This is a genomic window from Gaetbulibacter sp. NE, assembly GCF_025548475.1.
Lineage (GTDB): Bacteria > Bacteroidota > Bacteroidia > Flavobacteriales > Flavobacteriaceae > Gaetbulibacter_B > Gaetbulibacter_B jejuensis.
In genome coordinates, this window is sequence record NZ_JAOQHY010000006.1 from 110,669 (window position 1) to 130,091 (window position 19,423).

The window sequence follows — 19,423 nt, forward strand, 5'->3', positions numbered from 1 at the left end:
TAAATTTAAAATTTTATATTCAAAATATTGACCATTTATAGGTTTTATGAAATATTGTCACCTACAATTTTGTAATTTTACTTTATGAATGAACCTTTAGCAGAACGTCTACGACCAAAACACTTAAAAGACTATCTTAGTCAAACGCATTTAGTTGGAAAAAACGGAGCACTTTCACTGCAAATAAAGCAAGGTATAATCCCTTCCATGATATTTTGGGGACCTCCAGGAATAGGAAAAACCACACTTGCCAATATTATTGCTAATGAATCTGACAGACCGTTTTACACGCTAAGTGCTATAAATTCTGGTGTTAAAGACATTAGAGAGGTTATTGATAAAGCAAAGCAAAGTGGTGGTTTATTTACTACCAAAAACCCTATTTTGTTTATTGATGAGATTCATAGGTTTAGTAAATCGCAGCAAGATTCATTATTGCAAGCGGTTGAAAAAGGTTGGGTTACGCTTGTAGGAGCAACTACTGAAAACCCAAGCTTTGAAGTAATACCTGCTCTCTTGTCTCGCTGCCAAGTGTATGTGTTAAACTCGTTTAGTAAAGACGATTTAGAAGCTCTTTTAAATCGTGCAATTACTGAAGATGAACAACTCTTAAAACGCAATATAGAGCTTAAAGAAACTGAAGCTTTAATACACCTTTCTGGTGGTGACGCTCGAAAACTGCTTAATATTTTTGAACTGATTGTAAATGCCTTTGATGCAGATAAAAAGCTAATTATCACTAATGATTTAGTGCAACAAAAAGTACAAAACAATACTGCCAGATATGACAAAACTGGTGAGCAACATTACGACATTATTTCGGCTTTTATAAAATCTATTAGAGGTAGCGACCCAAATGCAGCTGTGTACTGGTTAGCACGTATGATTGAAGGTGGTGAAGATGTAAAATTTATTGCACGACGATTACTTATTCTTGCTAGTGAAGATATTGGAAACGCAAACCCAACTGCTTTAGTAATCGCCAACAATACATTTCAAGCGGTTTCAGTAATTGGAAATCCGGAATCTAGAATTATCTTAAGCCAATGCGCTACTTATTTAGCCTCTTCTCCTAAAAGTAATGCTGCATATCAAGCTATCAACGATGCGCAACAATTGGTCAAACAAACTGGAGACCTATCAGTACCACTATCTATAAGAAATGCACCTACCAAACTTATGAAAGAGTTAGGTTATGGAGATAATTATCAATATGCACATAACTACGAAAACAACTTTGCAGCACATGAGTTTTTACCTGATGAAATAAAAAATACTACCTTATATCAACCAGGTAATAATAGTAGAGAAAATGCGCAACGTGAATTTTTAAAATCGCGTTGGAAAGACAAATACGATTATTAAAACTTAATATTTAATGTTTTAATTGAAACTGTTTTTCCATCATTGCTTGAATAATACCAAAACCCATCTTCTTTATACACAATTGCATTTTGATCTTTTACAATAAATACATTTTGCTTTTTGGTTTCTAAAAGTACCATAACAACACTAGGTTTCATATCAACAACCTGAAACCCATTAGCTATTGGTTGTGCATATAGTGCATCAACTTCTGTAAGTTCTGAAATTGTAGGTTCAGTGCGTTTAACAGCTTCAACTACTGGTTGCGCTATAACTTTTGGTTCTTTTGCCGCCTTTTCTTTGGCTTCTTTTAAATCGTCAATCTCTTTTTGCAAACGTGCAATTTCAGCTTTTGACTGCTGTACTTCCTCAACAGCAACAACATCAGCAGATTGTGTTTGAGTTGAAATTGATGTAATTTTAGCATTAGGCTCATACTTATAATCAAGGTGTTGATACGTTTCAAAAGCATCTCTTAGCGCTAAATTGTAAGCTTTATCAAACTCTTTTTCTCTAGTTTCACCAACTTTAGATTCATATACAATTCTTCCATTACAGTCTTTTAAGTCTATCTTAATCTTAGTCTTAAAAAGTCCTTTTTCATTTGACACATCAGCATACATTGCTAAACACCTGTTAGACTGTAAATCATCAGGAAATTGGTCTTCATAAAAAAATGCTGTATAACCGTATTTATTAAACAAAAACTTGGTAAGCGAGTTCAACTGGTATTGATCTTTTTCTTTTAAAAAACTATATTCTGAAGGTATAATTACATACTTATAGCTATTAATAGACTCTTGCGAAAAAAGTTGTGATGGCAAACACACTATTGCCAACAACAGTAGTATAGACTTGTAAAATTTCATTCTTACGTAATGGTTTTCAATATTTATATACAATAGTTAAAGATAGTTTTTTAATTGTAATAATGTATCAACTTCTTTAATGTTTGCCTCAGGTTTTAGTTTGTGGATGTTATATAAAATGGCTTCTAACCCAACATCTAAAGCACCAAGAATATCGGCTTCATAGTTATCTCCTATCATAATACTTTCATTTGGTTTTGCCTTAGCTTGATCCAAAGCAAAATTGAAAATTAATGGGTTTGGTTTTTTTACACCTACCATTTCAGAGTTTGTAACAGTTTCAAAATAATGAAGAATATTAGATGCTTTCATCTTTTTTTCTTGAGCTTCTTGAAATCCGTTAGTTATAATATGTAATTTATACCTTGGTTTTAAATAGTTTAAAATATCTAAAGTATCATGAAACAAGTGGTTGAAAGAGGTTAAGTATTCAATATAATCCACTGATAGTTTATTGATAACTTCATCTTCAATAGTATGTTCAATACTATCAAAACTATCCTTTAGTCTTTTATACCTTAGGTTTTCCTTATCTATTCGTTCTTCACGGTAAAGCTTCCAATAGCTTAAATTAATAGGCTCATACACTTTTAAAAAACGGTCAATTTCAACCTCAACATTGTGTATTTTAAAAATTTTTTCAAAAGTCAACGCTGAGTTTTTATCAAAGTCCCAAAGTGTATGGTCTAGGTCAAAAAATACATGTCGTATACTATTCATCATCTACTGAATCTAAAATTACACCAAATAAATCTCTAAATCCTTTCCAACGTACATCATCGCCAAAGGTATAATTATGAAATACAGGTGTAAAGGTTCCATTTACTTGCTTCACCTGTTGTATTAAACGTTCTAGTTCTTGCTTTTTATCTAAAAAAGACTGCCTTTTTAGCAACGCATAATCTATACAATGAAATGCATTGATTTGCAAAGGTGTTTGCACTTCGTAGTCTAAATCGTAAAACTGAAAAGGTGTACAAGTTCCTGCTCTAAAACCTAGTTCGTTAATATAACCCATTGTGAAATCCTGTTTTACCTCAAGCTCAATAAGGTTTCTGTAAGATTCTGGTAAGTTCAATTTAGAAAACGAATGTCTTGAAACCTCTAAACCATAATTGACAATAGATTCCATTTTTTTCTTTTCCTTTTTCAACACTTCAATATCTTCCAATGCAAAATAAGAGGCTTTGAGTCCTACTTTGCAATAATCAGAAACCGATTTTATCAACGATACAAACTGCTTTCTATTAACATTAATATTCTTGTCATAGGTTGAATAATCGCCTATCAAGAAAAAGACAACAAACTTAAACTTGGTTTGTTTTTGCTTAGTGATAATCCATTTAAACGTATCATAAGGGTCTCTTTGAAATCCAAAAAGCACTAAATAGCGTTGATAAAACTGCCTGAATTTAAACCTAAACAAATCGCCTAAAGTTCCGCCAATGGTTCGTAGCAATCCTTTTTGCCTAAAGTAGTATGCCATTGGAACATCAATAACTGGCTGAATGGAATACGACTTCTTTGGAAATTCAAAATCTGGAAATTGAGCTTGCAACACACTTTTAAATTTATATGCCCAAATATCAATTACAGGTTGGTGTAAAAATCCGTTTTTAAAGGCTAAACTTTCTTTTGCTAAAAAGCGTCCGTACTCATCTTTTACATGTGGCAAATATTCTTCATAGCGACTTAACAGATAAAAAGTTGCTGCAAAAATATCATAAGGCAAACTACTCTTTTCTGAAGTGCTAAAAAATGCTTTAGTAGTGTCCCAATCGTGAACATGTATTTCAACATCGTTGAGTCCTTGTTCAAACAGCAGCTCATGACTTCTTATAAAAATCTCATTGCTCAACGGTTGTTTAGCATACGAAATCTTTAAGCTTTCATGAGCTATAAACTCTTCAATAGTTGTGGTAAAACTTACTGGAACACCTAAAATTCTTGTGCATATATGCTTAAAAGCATAGCTTAACCTTGGTGTTATTTTATGGGTGAAAACTAATAGCACTTATAAGATATTTTCATCTGCAAAGCTAAAGTATGCTTTTTCGGTAATAATTAAGTGGTCTAACACTTTTATATCCAAACTCTCTCCTGCATATTTCAGTTTTTGGGTAAGTTGCTTATCGGCTTCACTAGGTTTTAATGTTCCTGAAGGATGATTGTGCGCTAAAATAAGTCCTGTAGCACCAAGCTCTAATGCATTTTTCATCACCAAACGCACATCTACTAGAGTTCCTGTAATGCCACCTTTACTTAATTGTTGCTTTTGAATCACTTTATTAGAATTGTTTAAATACACAATCCAAAACTCCTCATGTGGCAACTCACCAATAACAGGTTGCATCAGTTCAAATACCGAAATACTTGAGGTAATTTTCTTTCTTTCTAGTGCTTCTTCTCCTCTACGTCGTCGTCCCAATTCCATAGCAGCTGCAATAGTAATGGCTTTAGCTTCGCCAATACCTTTAAAATCCATCAACTGTTTGAGTGATAGTTTTCCAAGTTCGTTTAAGTTATTGCCAACGCTAGCCAAAATACGTTTAGACAACTCTACAGCACTTTCTTCTTTATTTCCTGAACCTATCAATATAGCTACCAATTCAGCATCGCTTAACGTTGCTTTACCTTTATCGCGAAGCTTTTCTCTAGGTTGGTCGTCTTGACTCCAATGCTTTATAGAAAATGAAGTGGGTTTCTCCTGCATAGCATAAAGATAAATATTGTAACTTTCAGAAGCAATTTTTTATCCATTCAACCTTTTAAAAACTTATTATGAAATCATTGTTTTCAGAAGACGCAGTTACAGAAATAAAATCTCGTTTAGAACAACTATCACCAACTCACAAACCACAATGGGGAAAAATGAATGTCTCTCAAATGTTAACACACTGCCAGTTTCCGTTACAGGTTGCTGTAGGCGAGTTAAAACTTGAAAGACCAAATGCCTTTAAACGTGCGTTGTTTTCAATGTTTAAATCCTCATTATACAACGATAAACCTTGGAAACAAGGATTACCAACAGCTAAAGAATTTGTGGTTACGACTGATACTGAATTTGCTCCTGAAAAATCGAAGTTACTCACTGAAATTGATAAGTTTCACGCTAAAAAAACGCAAACCCAATGGCCTGAACACCCTATGTTTGGTAAGTTTAATTCAGAACAATGGGGACAAATGCAGTATAAGCATCTTGACCATCATTTAAAACAATTTGGTGTGTAATGACCTATCCTCCAAAAATACATCAGGATGACAATAAAGCACACATGATTGCTGTGATGCAACAGTATCCTTTGGCGACGCTTATTTCGGTGAAAAACAATGAACCTTTGATAACGCATTTACCTTTGATTTACAAAGACGAATCCCTTATTGGCCATTTAGATATGTTTAATCCGCAAGCCAAACTACTTAAAAATAACCAAGCTGTAACGGTTATTTTTTCTGGACCTGAATGTTACATATCGCCAAGTATTTACAGTACTGAACAACTCCCAACCTGGAATTATGTAAAAGTACATCTTAAAGGAACGGTTGCCGAAATTGATAATCCTGAAGCCATAAAGCAAAGCATGATTGCAATGACCGAGTTTCTTGAACCTGATAACACGTATGTACTAGAACCTGACAACCCTAAAATGGATGCATACCTGCCTTATGTAAAGGGTTTTAAAATTACAATTACTGCTTGGGAAGGCAAGTTTAAACTCTCCCAAAACCGAAATAAAAAAGATTTTGAATTGGCTAAAGACGAACTGATTAAACGAAGTCAGAATAACATTAAAGCGTTTTTGGATTCAATTTTTTAGTTTGAATTAAATAATAGAAATTCGTTAAAATTGGATGCAATTTACTTAAAGAACAATATTTACTGAGCATTAAAAAAAATAGACTGCAAAATTGAAAATAAAACATTTTATTATAATCTTAATAACCTTCTCTTCCTGCAAGGATGATATTCATAACGAAAAATACCGAAATGAAAACTTCGTCTTCTATCAAGAAAATGGAAAAAAAGGGGAATGGCTAAAAATTGATCCTCAATTAAAAATAAAATTACCAAAATCACACTCAACCTACTTTTTTCCTAATGGAAACAGATACGCAGAATTAGAAGTCATTGACAGTTTTCCCAACAGAATATTAAAATTCTTCAACAAAAAAGATAAATTAATGAGAACATGTAAATATCGTTCTGATTCTATCGAAAGTGAATTTTATGAAAATGGATATTACACTCAATATCATTCTAATGTAGGATTAATTCAATCTGAAGGATTAATAGAGAATAATATGTCACAAGGAAAATGGAAATTTTATAGAAAAGATGGATCTCTCAAACAAATTGTACATTATGTCAATGATACTTTAATGGGAATGAGAAAAGATTATTGGAAGAATGGAAACCTTGAAAGTTCAGTAAACATTACAAATGGAATTCATAATGGAAAAGCTCTACATTATTATGAAAATGGAAATTTGAAAGAGCTGAACACTCTTAAAAACGGAGAATTTCATGGTCCAATGATTAAATATTATCAAAATGGTAATGTGGAATCAGCTCGAACTTATTGGAAAGGGAAACTTATAGACACTTGTAAAAGTTATTATGAAAGTGGTCAATTAAAACTTTTACAGTTTTTTGATTTAGATACTGTTACTATGTCTAAAAGCGGCATAGAAATTAACTATTATCCTAATGGAAATCTAAATGCTAAAGCTTCTTTTAATGGTAATAAATCAAATATTACAATTTATCACGAAAATGGAACTATTCAAGAAGTTTCCGAAAAGATTAATGGTAAACATCATGGTAATGTAACGGTTTATCATGAAAACGGATATAAAAAACTTGAAGGAATTGCAAAAAGTGGATATTATAATGGAAGTTTTAAATTCTATAACAAATATGGAAGACTAATAAAAACAGTAAATTATGATTTAGGTCAGCCTATTGACTCCATTATTCACTAAAAAATGTATATTTTCAACCTAAACAATTTATTTACTTCTAATTTTCCTCTCGGAAAACCTTTAACCTCATAAAACCTAAAAATCTTTGTTATTCTGTCCCGAAGCTTCGAGAGATTCAAAACCCAAAGAAACAAAGAAGATTCCGCATCTCAGTACGGAATGACAAACTACCCAATCAATCCTTTAATGGCATCAAAATCCAATCCTCCATAATTCCCAGAACTCATTAACAACAAGGCCTTGTCTTTAAAATCTTGAGAGAATAAGTAGTTTTTAAAATCGTCAGGGTTGGTGTAAATAATTAAGTCATCACGCTCAAACGCTTTGGCAATTTGCTCGTGTGTTACTGCATCTAGCTTTTTAATTTCCACAGCATGCGGGCTATAAAACACCACTGCAACATCAGCAGCATCTAAAGCACCTTTGTATTCTTTTAAAAATTCAGCATTTAAACTAGAATAGGTATGCAGTTCTAAACACGCAACTAGCGTTCTGTTTTTGTACTGCTCTTTAACCGCTTTTGCTGTGGCTTCTACCTTACTTGGCGAGTGCGCAAAATCTTTGTAAGCAACACTGGTTGCGCTTTCAGCTATTTTCTCCAAACGCTTGCTAGCTCCTTTAAAAGTTGCAATAGCTTCGTAAAAATCGTCTTCGTCAATTCCCATGTGTTGGCAAACCCATTTAGCTCCTGCAAGATTGTTTAAATTGTGCTTTCCAAATACTTCAATAGGTAAAGGACCTTCAGGAGTTTCTAATAGGGTTTCGCCATCTTCAACCGTATATTCTGGTGTGTAATATGGTAGCTTACGTATGGTATTTTCACTAGCTTCTACTACTCTAGCAACTTCGGTATCTTCAGCATTATATGTCACACTTCCACCGCGAACAATACTATCAACAAAAATGCTGAACTGCTCTACATAGTTTTCATAGGTTGGAAACACATTAATATGATCCCAAGCAATACCACTTAACAAGGCAATGTTAGGTTTGTACAAGTGAAACTTTGGTCGTCTGTCTATTGGTGAACTTAAATATTCATCACCTTCTAACACGATAAAATCGTTGTCATCTGTGAGTTTTACCATAACATCAAACCCTTCAAGTTGTGCACCAACCATATAATCGACATCACGATCGTGATAATGCATCACGTGCAAAATCATAGATGTAATGGTAGTTTTACCATGGCTTCCACCAATAACAACACGTGTTTTTTCTTTTGACTGTTCGTACAAAAACTCTGGATAGCTATAAATTTTTAAGCCTAATTCTTGAGCTTTAAGCAACTCCGGATTATCAGCTTTGGCATGCATACCTAAAACGACTGCATCTAAATCTGCTGTGATTTTTTCAGGAAACCAACCAAAAGCTTCTGGTAACAAACCTTTGTTTTCCAAACGAGTTTTTGAAGGATCAAAAATAGTATCGTCGCTTCCTGTTACTTGATAACCTTTGTTATGCAATGCAATGGCCAAATTGTGCATAGCTGCACCACCTATAGCTATAAAATGTACGTTCATAGTAAAAAATAATTCGAAATGTTACTTCGAGAAATTCCTGTTAACACAGGATTAAATTAAAAAGTAAATATACTAATTGATGCTGGAAGACCGAAGTTTGAAGTCACAAGTTTTTCTATATTTTTCAAGCTTGGGTTAAGGTCGCTTGCTTTCAAGTTTAGCTTTACGAGTTAACAAACTTTCATCTTTAAGACTCGCATAGGCTTCGTCAATAGTTTTTATTACCAACTCATAATTTTCTCGCTTTTCATACAAATCAATTAAATGCGTGTAGCACTTAATAGAACCTCCTACTCTCACTGCATTTTTATAATTGCTTTCAGCTGGTCCATATTCTTTTTCGTCTTCATGCACATGACCCATTGCCAAATATCCATCAACTGGAGAAATGGCAAAGAGTTCCTTGGCATACTTCATCGCTTTTTTTGAGCTTCCACCTATAATGCCAGGAACCTCTAGATAATAATGCACCAAAGCCCAACGAGTGTCAATGTGGTTAGCGTCTAAATTTGCTGCTGTTAAAAATGCGTCTTCAACATCTCCAATTAAGCCTAACGCTCTAAACTTACTAACCGATTTAGCTTTCATACCAAGAGCACCTCCATACTTGTAATGGTAATTAGCCACATTGGGTTTAGCTTCAACCAATTTTTCATAGTTCTCTATAGCGTTGTCCCAATCTTTTTGGTAACCATAAACATCACCCAAAACTTCAATAGCTTCAAGATTGTTTGGATTTTCTTTATGATATTTAAGCGCTAAGGTTTTTGCTTGTTCAAGTTGATTATTGTCTAAAAGCGTATGAATCTGCTCTACAGTTTTTGACTGTCCAATCAGTACCAATGGAAATAAAAGAAAAGCAAAAAATAATTTCATACGTCTTTAATTACTACTACAAATCTAAACTTTCAAATTCAAATGTTATTGTTTTTATAACCTAATTCTGTTTCTTAGTCTCTTAAAAAATGGCTACTTTAACTCAACCAATACGATACTTTACTAATTCATCGTTTTTTGGAATACATTTTGAAGTTAGTTTTGAAGAAAACGCATATTTATGAAACAACTTATAGCACTTTTAATGATAATTCTTTTTGCAAACCACACACATGCACAGTCCAATAATTATGACGATCTCTGGAAAAAGGTCAGTCAGTTTGAAACCGATGGTTTACCAAAATCGGCTTTAGAAGTTGTGGAGCAAATAAGAACACTTGCCAAAAAAGACAACAACGCACCACAAAATATTAAAACACTTATCTACAAAAGTAAATATGCTTTAACGCTAGAAGAAGATGCGCAGCTCAACATTATTAACGAGTTTAAAACTGAAATTGGCACTAGCGAAACACCTGTTAAAAATGTATTGGAAAATATGCTTGCCACAATGTATTGGCAATATTTTCAACAAAACAGATACCTTTTCTACAACCGTACGCATACTGAAACTAAAGTGGATAGTACCGATTTTAGGACTTGGGATTTACAAACCTTGTTTAACGACATTCATCTGCATTATCAAAATTCTTTAAAAAACGGACTCATACTTCAGCAAACACCTTTGGTAAACTATGATGATATTTTGCTTAAAGCAACTGAATCTAAACGTTACAGACCAACACTTTTTGATCTTTTAAATCACAATGCACTAGCGTTTTATAAAACCGACGAAAACAGCATTACCAAACCTGCTTATCAATTTGAAATTGACAATGCAAACTATTTAAGTGATGCCAAAACATTTGCTAACCTAAACATTACATCAAAAGATTCTACATCGTTACAATTGCATGCGCTCAAAATTTATCAAGACCTGATACAATTTCACGTAAAAGATAAAGAACCTTATGCATTGGTAGACGCAGATATTGACCGTTTACTGTTTGTATCTCAAAAAAGCATTTTAGATAATACCGAAAGTCTTCTTCTAGATACCTTAAAAGCTTCACAAGAGCTTTGGAACACACATGAAACCTCAGCTTTATATAGTTACCACATTGCTTGGACACTTTATCAACAAGGTAACAAGTATGTACCTAAGACAAATGCTGATGTGAGATGGAAAACTAAAGAAGCCTTAGAACTTTGTAACGCAGTAATACAAAAATTTCCTGAAAGTAGAGGTGCTGAAAAATGCGAAGTTCTTAAAGGCATGATTTTGCAAAGCAACCTTCAAATTACTACTGAACGCTTTTTACAAATTCAGCAATATGGCAAAGCTTTGGTAAAGTATAAAAATATTGACCAATTGCAGTTTAATGCTTATAAAGTAACAAGTTCAGAAGCTACAGCTTATAACAAATTATATGATGCTGAAGAGCGTCTGAACTACATCAACAAACTAAAAGTTACTGAGCAATGGCAAGTAGAATTGAAAAATGAAAATGATTACCAATTGCACACTACCGAAGTGATTTTACCAAAATTAAACAATGGTCAGTATATCATAATTGCAAGTGTTGATAATGAAGACAAGACATTTGCAACCCAAATCCTTCAGGTCACTGATATGGCAGTTGTTGAAAAATCAGACAAAACCCATCATATTTATCAAATTATTGAAAGAGAAAATGGACAACCAATTGCTGGTTTGGACGTAAAAATTTCTTATAAAAAAGACTATAATCGCAGTTACATTACCGAAGAATTAACCACAAACCAAAATGGTGAATTCAAACTAAAAAAGCATAAAAATGATTTCTTCTATGACCTCAGTATTTATGCTGAACGCAAAGGCGAAATCGCTTTTTTTAACGGATTCTATTTAAGAAATTATGGTTGGAGAGATGATATCATAACCACTTATCGAGCATTTTTATTTACTGATAGAAGCATTTACAGACCAGGACAAACCGTTTATTTTAAGAGTATAGCCATGAAAGCCAAAGATGGAAAATCTGAGGTTTTAACAAATGAAAAATTAAGCGTTGTACTGTATGACACCAACTATGAAGTTGTAAAGGAATTACACCTAAAAACCAATGAGTTTGGTTCTATTTCAGGAGAGTTTATACTACCTAGCAACGGACTTACAGGTAATTACACACTTGATTTAAAAGCTAGCAGCAACGATATTCATGCTTCAAGTTCAATTTCGGTTGAAGAATACAAACGTCCTAAGTTTGAAACAAAGTTTAATCCTGTTACCGAAACCTACAAAGTTAACGACTCCGTAACTGTAAAAGGAACAGCTTTAGCTTATGCAGGAAGCAACATTACTGATGCTAAAGTGGTATATCGCGTACACCGAAAAGTGCAATATCCTGATTGGTATTACTGGTATCGTCCTTGGTTTAATAGCGAACCTCAAGAAATAACACATGGTGAAAGCATAACCAACAGCAAAGGTGAATTTGAAATTACCTTTAAAGCACTTCCTGATGAAAGTGTTGATAAAAGCAGTTTGCCTGTTTTTAATTATGAAATTACTGCTGATGTTACCGACTTAAATGGTGAAACACGCAGTGCTACAACTATTGTTAACGTAGGTTACCATGCACTAATGGCTTCCATTTTGGTTGATGACACATTAGACAAAAACAAAAAAGACCACACTATTAGTATTGACACCAAAAACCTTAATGGTGAATTTGTTGCTGCTAAAGGAACGCTTAAAATGTATAAATTAAATGCTCCTGACAGAGTTTTAAGACAGCGTACATGGGATGCACCAGATTATCAAGTTATTTCTAAAGAAGAATTTACAAGCAAGTTTCCACATGAAGCTTATGGTAACGAACATAATCCAGATAATTGGGAAAAAGGAACACTTGTGTTGACCAAATCATTTGATACCGAAACCTCAAAAGAGGTTAAACTGGGCACCATTAAAAAATGGGAATCTGGTCAATACATTATTGTTTTAGAAAGTGAAGACAAGTTTGGTCAATTGGTAAAAGACCAAGCTAAAACTACATTGTTTAGTGATAAAGACAAAACCTTGGCAGACAATCAACTATTTAGTATTACAACAGACAAATCAACTTATAGTGCCAATCAAAATGTATTAGTCACTTTAGGTTCAGCTGCTGAAGATATTATTGTAACGCTTGAAGTTGAGAAAGACCAAGACATCATCAAGACATTTATTATTCCGTTAAACAACACTAAAAAAACTGTTACTATCCCTGTAACTAGTGATGATATTGGTGGGTTTGCTATTCATTATAGCTTTGCAGCTTACAACAGTTTTGTGAGTTCAACATTGCCTATTGCTGTACCATACCCTAAAACCGATTTAGAGATAGAAACTCTAACTTTTAGAGATAAACTACAACCTGGAGCTGATGAAACTTGGAGTTTTAAAATTAAAGGTCCTAAAGGTGAAAAAGTAAGTTCTGAGCTATTGGCAAGCATGTACGATGTCTCTTTAGACCAATTTAAACCTCACAACTGGACGTTTAACCCAATACAACAACCAACCTACTACTCCAACCACAACCGAAATGCGTCTCGTAGTTTTGGCGCGCAAGGTTTTAGAGTGTTTAACCCTTCACTAATTCATAAACGTTTTGAGCAGCAACAGTATGACCAACTCAATTGGTTTGGATTGTCTTTTGGAAGTAACTATCACATGTTACGAGGACGAGTTGCTGGTTTAGAGTTACGAGAAGAATCCATGAGAACTTTTTCTGCTGAAGAGATGGAATTGGATGAAATTGTTGCATCTCCATCAGCTGACACTGTTTATTTTGTAAGAGATGGAAAATTCAGTTCCTCAGAGGGCCTAGAAAATTCTGAAGCTTATTTTCTAATGAAAAAAGCCAAAATTGTTCCTAATAAAAAAGTCGAAATAGGTGGAACAAATATGATATTAAGTGAGATTACTAAATTTGACGATGTAGTAATTAGAAAAAACCTTCAAGAAACCTCATTTTTCTTTCCGCAGTTACAAACCGACGAAAACGGAAACGTGAGTTTTAATTTCACAACACCAGAAGCCTTAACCAAATGGAAATTGCAGCTTTTAGCACATACAAAAACGCTACAAAGTGCTGTAAGCAGTTTTGAAACCGTAACTCAAAAAGAGTTAATGGTGTTACCAAATGCACCTCGCTTTTTACGTCAAGGTGATGTTATTACCATTAGCACCAAAATTGCTAATCTTACTGAACAAGCGCTTTCAGGACAAGCTAAATTAGAGTTAACAGATGCTATTTCTGGGAAAGATATCACACAAACACTTGTCAGGTCGAGCGCAGTCGAGACCTTTTCAGTAGATGCAAAAGGTAACACCCAAGTGTCATGGACGCTAAACATTCCTGATAATGTGAGTGCTATTCAATATAAAATTATAGCAAAATCTGGTGATTTTAGTGATGGTGAACAAAGTGCATTACCTGTGCTAACTAACAGAATGTTAGTCACCGAAACATTACCGATGTGGATAAAAAGTAACGAAACCAGAACATTTACTCTAGACAAGCTTAAAAACAACGCATCTACAACCTTAAAACACCATAAGCTTACTTTAGAGATGACCTCTAATCCTGCTTGGTATGCTGTTCAAGCATTGCCTTACCTTATGGAATATCCGTATGATTGTAATGAGCAAACCTTTAGTCGTTACTACGCAAATGCGTTGGCAAGTCATATCGCAAATGGCAATCCTAGAATACAAGAGGTTTTCAATCAGTGGGCTTCTCAAGATGCATTAATCAGTAATCTTGAAAAAAATGAAGAATTAAAATCTATTCTTATTCAAGAAACGCCATGGTTACGCGATGCACAAAGTGAAACCGAACAAAAGAAACGTATCGCTTTGTTGTTTGACATGAATAAAATGAACAACGAATTACAATCTGCATTACGCAAATTACAACAAAGCCAAATGAGCAATGGTGCTTGGTCTTGGTTTAAAGGCGGACGTGAAAACCGTTACATTACGCAGCATATTATTACTGGTTTTGGACATTTAAAACATCTTAATGTCACGTCGAGCGCAGTCGAGACGTCAATGATTCATCAAGCCATTCAATATCTAGATGCTGAATTTGTAAAAGAATATAAAGACCTTAAAAAATACAACAGCAAAGTAGATTTAGACAAAGACCATTTGAGCTATACTCAATTGCATTATTTGTACATGCGAAGCTTTTTCCCTGAAATTAAAACATCAAAAGAAGTTAAAGACATTACCAAATATTACCACACACAAATACAAAAATATTGGTTGTCACGTTCGTTGTATGCTAAAGGATTAATGGCTTTAATTACACACAGAATGGAAGATAATAAAACAGCTTCTAAAATCTTAAAGTCATTAAAAGAAAACAGTATTACTTCAGAAGAATTAGGTATGTACTGGAAAGAAAACACAAGCTCTTGGTATTGGTATCAAGCACCTATTGAAACACAAGCGTTGCTGATTGAAGCGTTTTCAGAAATTGAAAATGACACTAAAACTGTAGACAACCTAAAAATATGGTTACTTAAAAACAAGCAAACCAATCAGTGGAAAACCACAAAAGCAACTACCGAAGCAGTTTACGCATTACTATTACAAGGCAGCGATTGGTTAAGCGTTACCGAAATGGTTGATGTTGTTTTAGGTAATGAGCCTGTTGAACCTTCAAAATTAGAAACTGTAAAAGTTGAAGCAGGAACTGGTTATTATAAAACATCTTGGAACACTAGCGAAATTAAACCTGAAATGGCAGAAGTAAAACTCACCAAAAAAGGTAATGGCATTGCTTGGGGAAGTTTATACTGGCAATATTTTGAAGATTTAAATAAGATTACTTCTGCTGAAACACCTTTAAAACTTCAGAAGAAATTATTTAAAAAGAATAACACTGATACTGGTGAAGAGCTTACAGAAATTACTTCAGAAACTCATTTAGAAGTTGGTGATTTGGTTCGTGTACGTATAGAATTACGTAGTGATCGTGCTATGGAATTTGTTCACATGAAAGATATGCGAGCAGCAGGATTAGAACCTGTTAATGTAATGTCGCAGTACAAATGGCAAGATGGATTAGGCTATTATGAAGCGACTAAAGATGCAAGTACAAATTTCTTCTTTGATTATTTACCAAAAGGAATTTATGTGTTTGAATACGACTTACGTGTAAACAATTCTGGAGATATGAGTAATGGCATCACAACCATTCAAAGCATGTATGCACCAGAGTTTAGTAGCCATAGTGAAGGCGTGAGAATTTCAGTTAATAATTAAATAAAAAAGGCTTCAAAAATTTGAAGCCTTTTTTTTATTTACTTGGTGGCGTTGTTGGCCTAACTTCTATTTTACTAGGTAAGGTTCTTGGATTCATTTTTAATAAATCAACAACCAATTCACCTATATCTTCACTTTGAATTTTCCAAGCATCAGAAGCATCAGGTTCATTACCATTAAAATGTGTAGATACTGATCCTGGCATAATGGTACTTACTTTAATACCATACTTACGCAAATCTAACATAACCGCTTGTGTAAAACCTGTAACACCAAACTTACTGGCATTATAAGCAGAACCATTCGCAAAGAAATTGGTTCCTGCTAGACTTGAAATAGAAATATAATAGCCTTGACTATTTTTTAAAGCATCAACACTTGCCTTAATAGTATAAAATGCTCCTGTAAGGTTAGTATCAATAGTATCTTGCCATTGCTGTAACGTAATATCTTCAATACTGGCAAAATGACCAACACCTGCATTAGCAATTACAACATCTAACTGTCCAAATTGGGAGACCACGTCTTTTACAGCGTCTTGTTGGCTTTTAAAATCAGTAACATCGGCTTTGAGTCCAATAGCTTTTGCGCCTGCTTTACTTGACGCGTTTAATTTACCTGCAATTTCATGTGACCTTGCACTACTTCTACTAGTTATGGCAACATGAACACCTTGATCTATTAAACATTTAGCAATGCCATAGCCAATACCTTTTGTGCCTCCTGTAATGAGTGCAACTTTATTTTGTAACATATATAAATTATTTTTTTGGTGGATAATTTTCTAAAACCTTTACCACAATAGCTTTAAACTTAGCTTCGCGTTTATCTGGTTTAGCATTTGGGTTAAAACTGTCTTCACTTACGGCTTGCCAAAACAAACCAACTCCGTTTTCATCAACAAAATCGATAATAATTTGACGGTTGAGATTTGACTGTCCAACAGGAATTCCAATTGAAACGCCTCCTCCTACATTACGTCCTCCTCCACCTAGACCAACACCAACTGAATTTCTATTGACATCCCTAAATTCATCACTTTTAATATCTATAAAGAAATCTGGTGTTTCAGATAAAGAAAAACCTTTGTTTTGAAGTTCTTCGTCTAAAGCTTTCATTAAACGGTTAGTGTCCAACTCATTTAATCCCGATTGGATGTTAGCGTAATAATTATAGGTTTTATAAGTTGTAAAGTCGGTTGTAGTTTCGTAGTCGTAATTCACTCTAATTGGAGCGCAAGACACCAAAAACAGTACAACTATTAATGATAAATATCTCATAACTTTTTTATTTAAAGTTACGAAATTAATTACTCATCAGCAGGTTTTGCGTTAAGCATTTGCCAAAGTTTATCTTTAAGCTCTTGAAGACCTTGTTGCGCTACTGAAGACATAAACATATAGTCTACTGGGAGTTCGTTATCTAATTCTTCTTTAAGCTCTGCTTTTAACTCGTCATCTAACATATCACTTTTAGAGATAGCTATAAAACGTTCTTTATCTAAAATTTCAGGATTGTAGCGCTTTAATTCATCTAGTAAAATATCATACTGTTTTTTAATATCATCAGCATCCGCAGGAATTAAAAACAACAATACTGAGTTACGCTCAATATGACGAAGGAAATAATGTCCAAGTCCTTTTCCTTCTGCAGCACCTTCGATAATTCCAGGAATGTCAGCAATTACAAATGATTGATGATCTCTATACTCTACAATACCTAGGTTAGGTTTTAAGGTAGTAAACTCGTAATCGGCAATTTTAGGTTTAGCAGCTGTAACCACTGAAAGTAGTGTAGATTTTCCAGCATTAGGGAAACCCACTAAACCAACATCAGCTAAAATTTTAAGCTCAAGAATAATGTCACGATCTTCTCCTGGAATTCCAGGTTGCGCATATCGTGGTGTTTGGTTAGTAGAACTTTTAAAATGCCAGTTTCCACGTCCTCCCATACCACCTCTGGCAATGATTTTTTCCTCGCCATTTTCGGTAATTTCAAAAAGGATTTCGTTAGTTTCTTTGTCTCTAATTACAGTCCCTAGTGGCACATCCATGTACACATCTGCTCCATCGGCTCCTGTGCTTCTACTCTTACCTCCATGCTCACCATGTTCAGCTCTAAAGTGCCTTTTAAATTTATAGGTATACAAAGTCCATAGGTTAGCATTACCACGAATAATAACGTGACCTCCTCGTCCACCATCACCACCATCTGGACCTCCTTTTTCTATATATTTTTCACGATGTAAATGCGCAGAACCTTTACCTCCATTTCCGGAAGCAACATGTAGTTTTACGTAATCGACGAAATTACCTTCAGTCATTGTATGAGTTTAAAAGTTGAAAGTTTAAAAGTTATAAATTTTTAAACCCAAATAAAGTTATAACGAATCTATAACAGCACTTAATCGCTCAGTAATATCTTCAATACTACCAACACCATCTACACCATAATATTTGTCTTGTGCAGAATAGTAATCTTTAAGTATAGCTGTTTTTTTGTAGTATTCTTTAATTCGGTTTCTAATAATGTTTTCATCAGCATCATCAGCTCTACCACTAGTTTTACCACGCTCTAATAAACGTTGCACTAAAACTTCATCATCAACTTCAAGAGCAATCATAGCATTAATTTGAGAGTCCTTTTGATCCATTAATTTATCTAATGCTTCAGCCTGCGCATTGGTACGTGGAAAACCATCAAAAATAAACCCTTTAGCATCAGCATTTTTTTCTACTTCAGCATTAAGCATATCAATAGTTACTTGGTCAGGAACCAACTCTCCTTTGTCCATGTATGATTTTGCTAACATGCCAAGAGCAGTTTCATTTTTAATATTGAATCTAAACACATCACCTGTAGAAATGTGTACTAAACTGTATTTTTCTTTTAAAAATTCGGCTTGTGTGCCTTTTCCTGCTCCTGGAGGTCCAAATAGGACAAAATTAGTCATGTGTTGTGTGGTTTTTAATTGATATATCGCTGGTAAATCTCTACCTAATCCATCATAGTCAAGTCCGTAACCAACTATGAATTTATTAGGAATTTCCATACCAACATAATGTAGTTTAAAATCTTTCTTATAGGCTTCTGGTTTATAAAACAAGGTCGCTATTTTAAGTTCTTTTACATTTTCGTTTTTGAAAATTCTATGAACTTCAGCCAGTGTTTTACCAGAGTCGATAATGTCTTCTAAAATCACAACAGTTCTGCCTGTTAAATCTTGTGTTAAACCTACTAGACGCTGAATATCGTCAGTAGATTTTAAACCTTCATAAGACGCTAGTTTTATAAAAGTAACTTCACAAGGTTTTGGGTATTTCTTTACAAAATCGCTTACAAACATAAACGACCCATTTAAGATCCCAACAAACACTGGCACTTCATCTTGCAAATCGTTTGCAATGGCAGTAACCATGTGCTCTACAGTCGCTTGAATTTCGTCTTCAGAAATAAACGGTTTAAAATGTAAATCGTGAAGCTTTATCACTTGTTTTCAATTTTAG

15 protein-coding genes are annotated in these 19,423 nt (G+C 34.0%); 5 read left to right on the forward strand and 10 right to left on the reverse strand.

The window, feature by feature from the left end; all coding sequences use genetic code 11:
• Positions 1-84 precede the first annotated feature (84 nt).
• Entirely contained in the window at positions 85-1,365 is a 1,281-nt protein-coding gene (locus tag OD803_RS09095; protein WP_129761451.1) for a replication-associated recombination protein A, read from the forward strand.
• On the opposite strand, the gene OD803_RS09100 is transcribed toward OD803_RS09095, so the two are convergent.
• From OD803_RS09100 to radC, 4 genes are read right to left on the reverse strand one after another with little or no spacing between them, the layout of a single operon-like run.
• On the reverse strand, positions 1,362-2,234 hold the full coding sequence (locus OD803_RS09100) for a hypothetical protein (protein WP_262733184.1): 873 nt from the start codon (positions 2,232-2,234) through the stop codon (positions 1,362-1,364). The genes OD803_RS09095 and OD803_RS09100 overlap by 4 nt on opposite strands.
• A 36-nt stretch (positions 2,235-2,270) precedes the next feature.
• A complete protein-coding gene (locus OD803_RS09105) occupies positions 2,271-2,954 on the reverse strand; it encodes a YjjG family noncanonical pyrimidine nucleotidase (RefSeq protein ID WP_332006932.1) in 684 nt (227 codons plus the stop codon).
• Complete coding sequence (locus OD803_RS09110; RefSeq protein ID WP_262733185.1) at positions 2,947-4,248, reverse strand: polysaccharide deacetylase family protein; 1,302 nt, start codon at positions 4,246-4,248, stop codon at positions 2,947-2,949. Before OD803_RS09110 ends, OD803_RS09105 begins: the two co-directional genes overlap by 8 nt.
• Positions 4,249-4,947: a RadC family protein gene (radC, locus tag OD803_RS09115; RefSeq protein ID WP_129761455.1), complete on the reverse strand. Its 699-nt coding sequence runs from the start codon at positions 4,945-4,947 to the stop codon at positions 4,249-4,251.
• Positions 4,948-5,015: 68 nt separating this feature from the next.
• Here radC and OD803_RS09120 point away from each other — a divergent pair, with 68 nt between their 5' ends.
• The 3 genes from OD803_RS09120 (at position 5,016) to OD803_RS09130 (ending at position 7,217) form a co-directional block, all read left to right on the forward strand.
• Entirely contained in the window at positions 5,016-5,465 is a 450-nt protein-coding gene (locus OD803_RS09120; RefSeq protein ID WP_131508119.1) for a DUF1569 domain-containing protein, read from the forward strand.
• On the forward strand, positions 5,465-6,052 hold the full coding sequence (locus OD803_RS09125) for an FMN-binding negative transcriptional regulator (protein WP_262733186.1): 588 nt from the start codon (positions 5,465-5,467) through the stop codon (positions 6,050-6,052). The genes OD803_RS09120 and OD803_RS09125 overlap by 1 nt, the downstream gene beginning before the upstream one ends.
• A 364-nt stretch (positions 6,053-6,416) precedes the next feature.
• On the forward strand, positions 6,417-7,217 hold the full coding sequence (locus OD803_RS09130) for a toxin-antitoxin system YwqK family antitoxin (RefSeq protein WP_262733187.1): 801 nt from the start codon (positions 6,417-6,419) through the stop codon (positions 7,215-7,217).
• A 167-nt stretch (positions 7,218-7,384) separates the two neighbouring features.
• Here the strand turns inward: OD803_RS09130 and OD803_RS09135 are convergent, their stop codons facing one another.
• On the reverse strand, positions 7,385-8,740 hold the full coding sequence (locus tag OD803_RS09135; RefSeq protein WP_262733188.1) for a UDP-N-acetylmuramate--L-alanine ligase: 1,356 nt from the start codon (positions 8,738-8,740) through the stop codon (positions 7,385-7,387).
• A gap of 135 nt (positions 8,741-8,875) precedes the next feature.
• Positions 8,876-9,616, reverse strand: coding sequence for a tetratricopeptide repeat protein (locus OD803_RS09140; RefSeq protein WP_262733189.1), 741 nt, complete (start codon positions 9,614-9,616; stop codon positions 8,876-8,878).
• 181 nt (positions 9,617-9,797) lie between these two features.
• Between OD803_RS09140 and OD803_RS09145 the strand changes: the two genes are divergently transcribed.
• The gene (locus OD803_RS09145; protein WP_262733190.1) at positions 9,798-15,917 is read left to right on the forward strand and encodes an alpha-2-macroglobulin family protein; all 6,120 of its coding nucleotides are present in this window, start codon (positions 9,798-9,800) and stop codon (positions 15,915-15,917) included.
• Positions 15,918-15,951: 34 nt separating this feature from the next.
• Here the strand turns inward: OD803_RS09145 and OD803_RS09150 are convergent, their stop codons facing one another.
• Genes OD803_RS09150 through OD803_RS09165 form a run of 4 tightly spaced genes read right to left on the reverse strand, consistent with a single transcriptional unit; the run spans position 15,952 to position 19,407 of the window.
• The gene (locus OD803_RS09150) at positions 15,952-16,671 is read right to left on the reverse strand and encodes an SDR family oxidoreductase (RefSeq protein WP_262733191.1); all 720 of its coding nucleotides are present in this window, start codon (positions 16,669-16,671) and stop codon (positions 15,952-15,954) included.
• A gap of 7 nt (positions 16,672-16,678) precedes the next feature.
• Positions 16,679-17,197 carry a DUF4136 domain-containing protein gene (locus OD803_RS09155; protein WP_262733192.1) on the reverse strand — a complete coding sequence of 173 codons (519 nt, stop codon included), beginning with the start codon at positions 17,195-17,197 and terminating at the stop codon, positions 16,679-16,681.
• A 29-nt stretch (positions 17,198-17,226) separates the two neighbouring features.
• Positions 17,227-18,240 (reverse strand): GTPase ObgE, encoded by a 1,014-nt coding sequence (gene obgE, locus OD803_RS09160; protein ID WP_262733193.1) that lies wholly within the window; start codon positions 18,238-18,240, stop codon positions 17,227-17,229.
• A 57-nt stretch (positions 18,241-18,297) separates the two neighbouring features.
• Positions 18,298-19,407 carry an adenylate kinase gene (locus OD803_RS09165; protein ID WP_262733194.1) on the reverse strand — a complete coding sequence of 370 codons (1,110 nt, stop codon included), beginning with the start codon at positions 19,405-19,407 and terminating at the stop codon, positions 18,298-18,300.
• Positions 19,408-19,423: the final 16 nt, after the last annotated feature.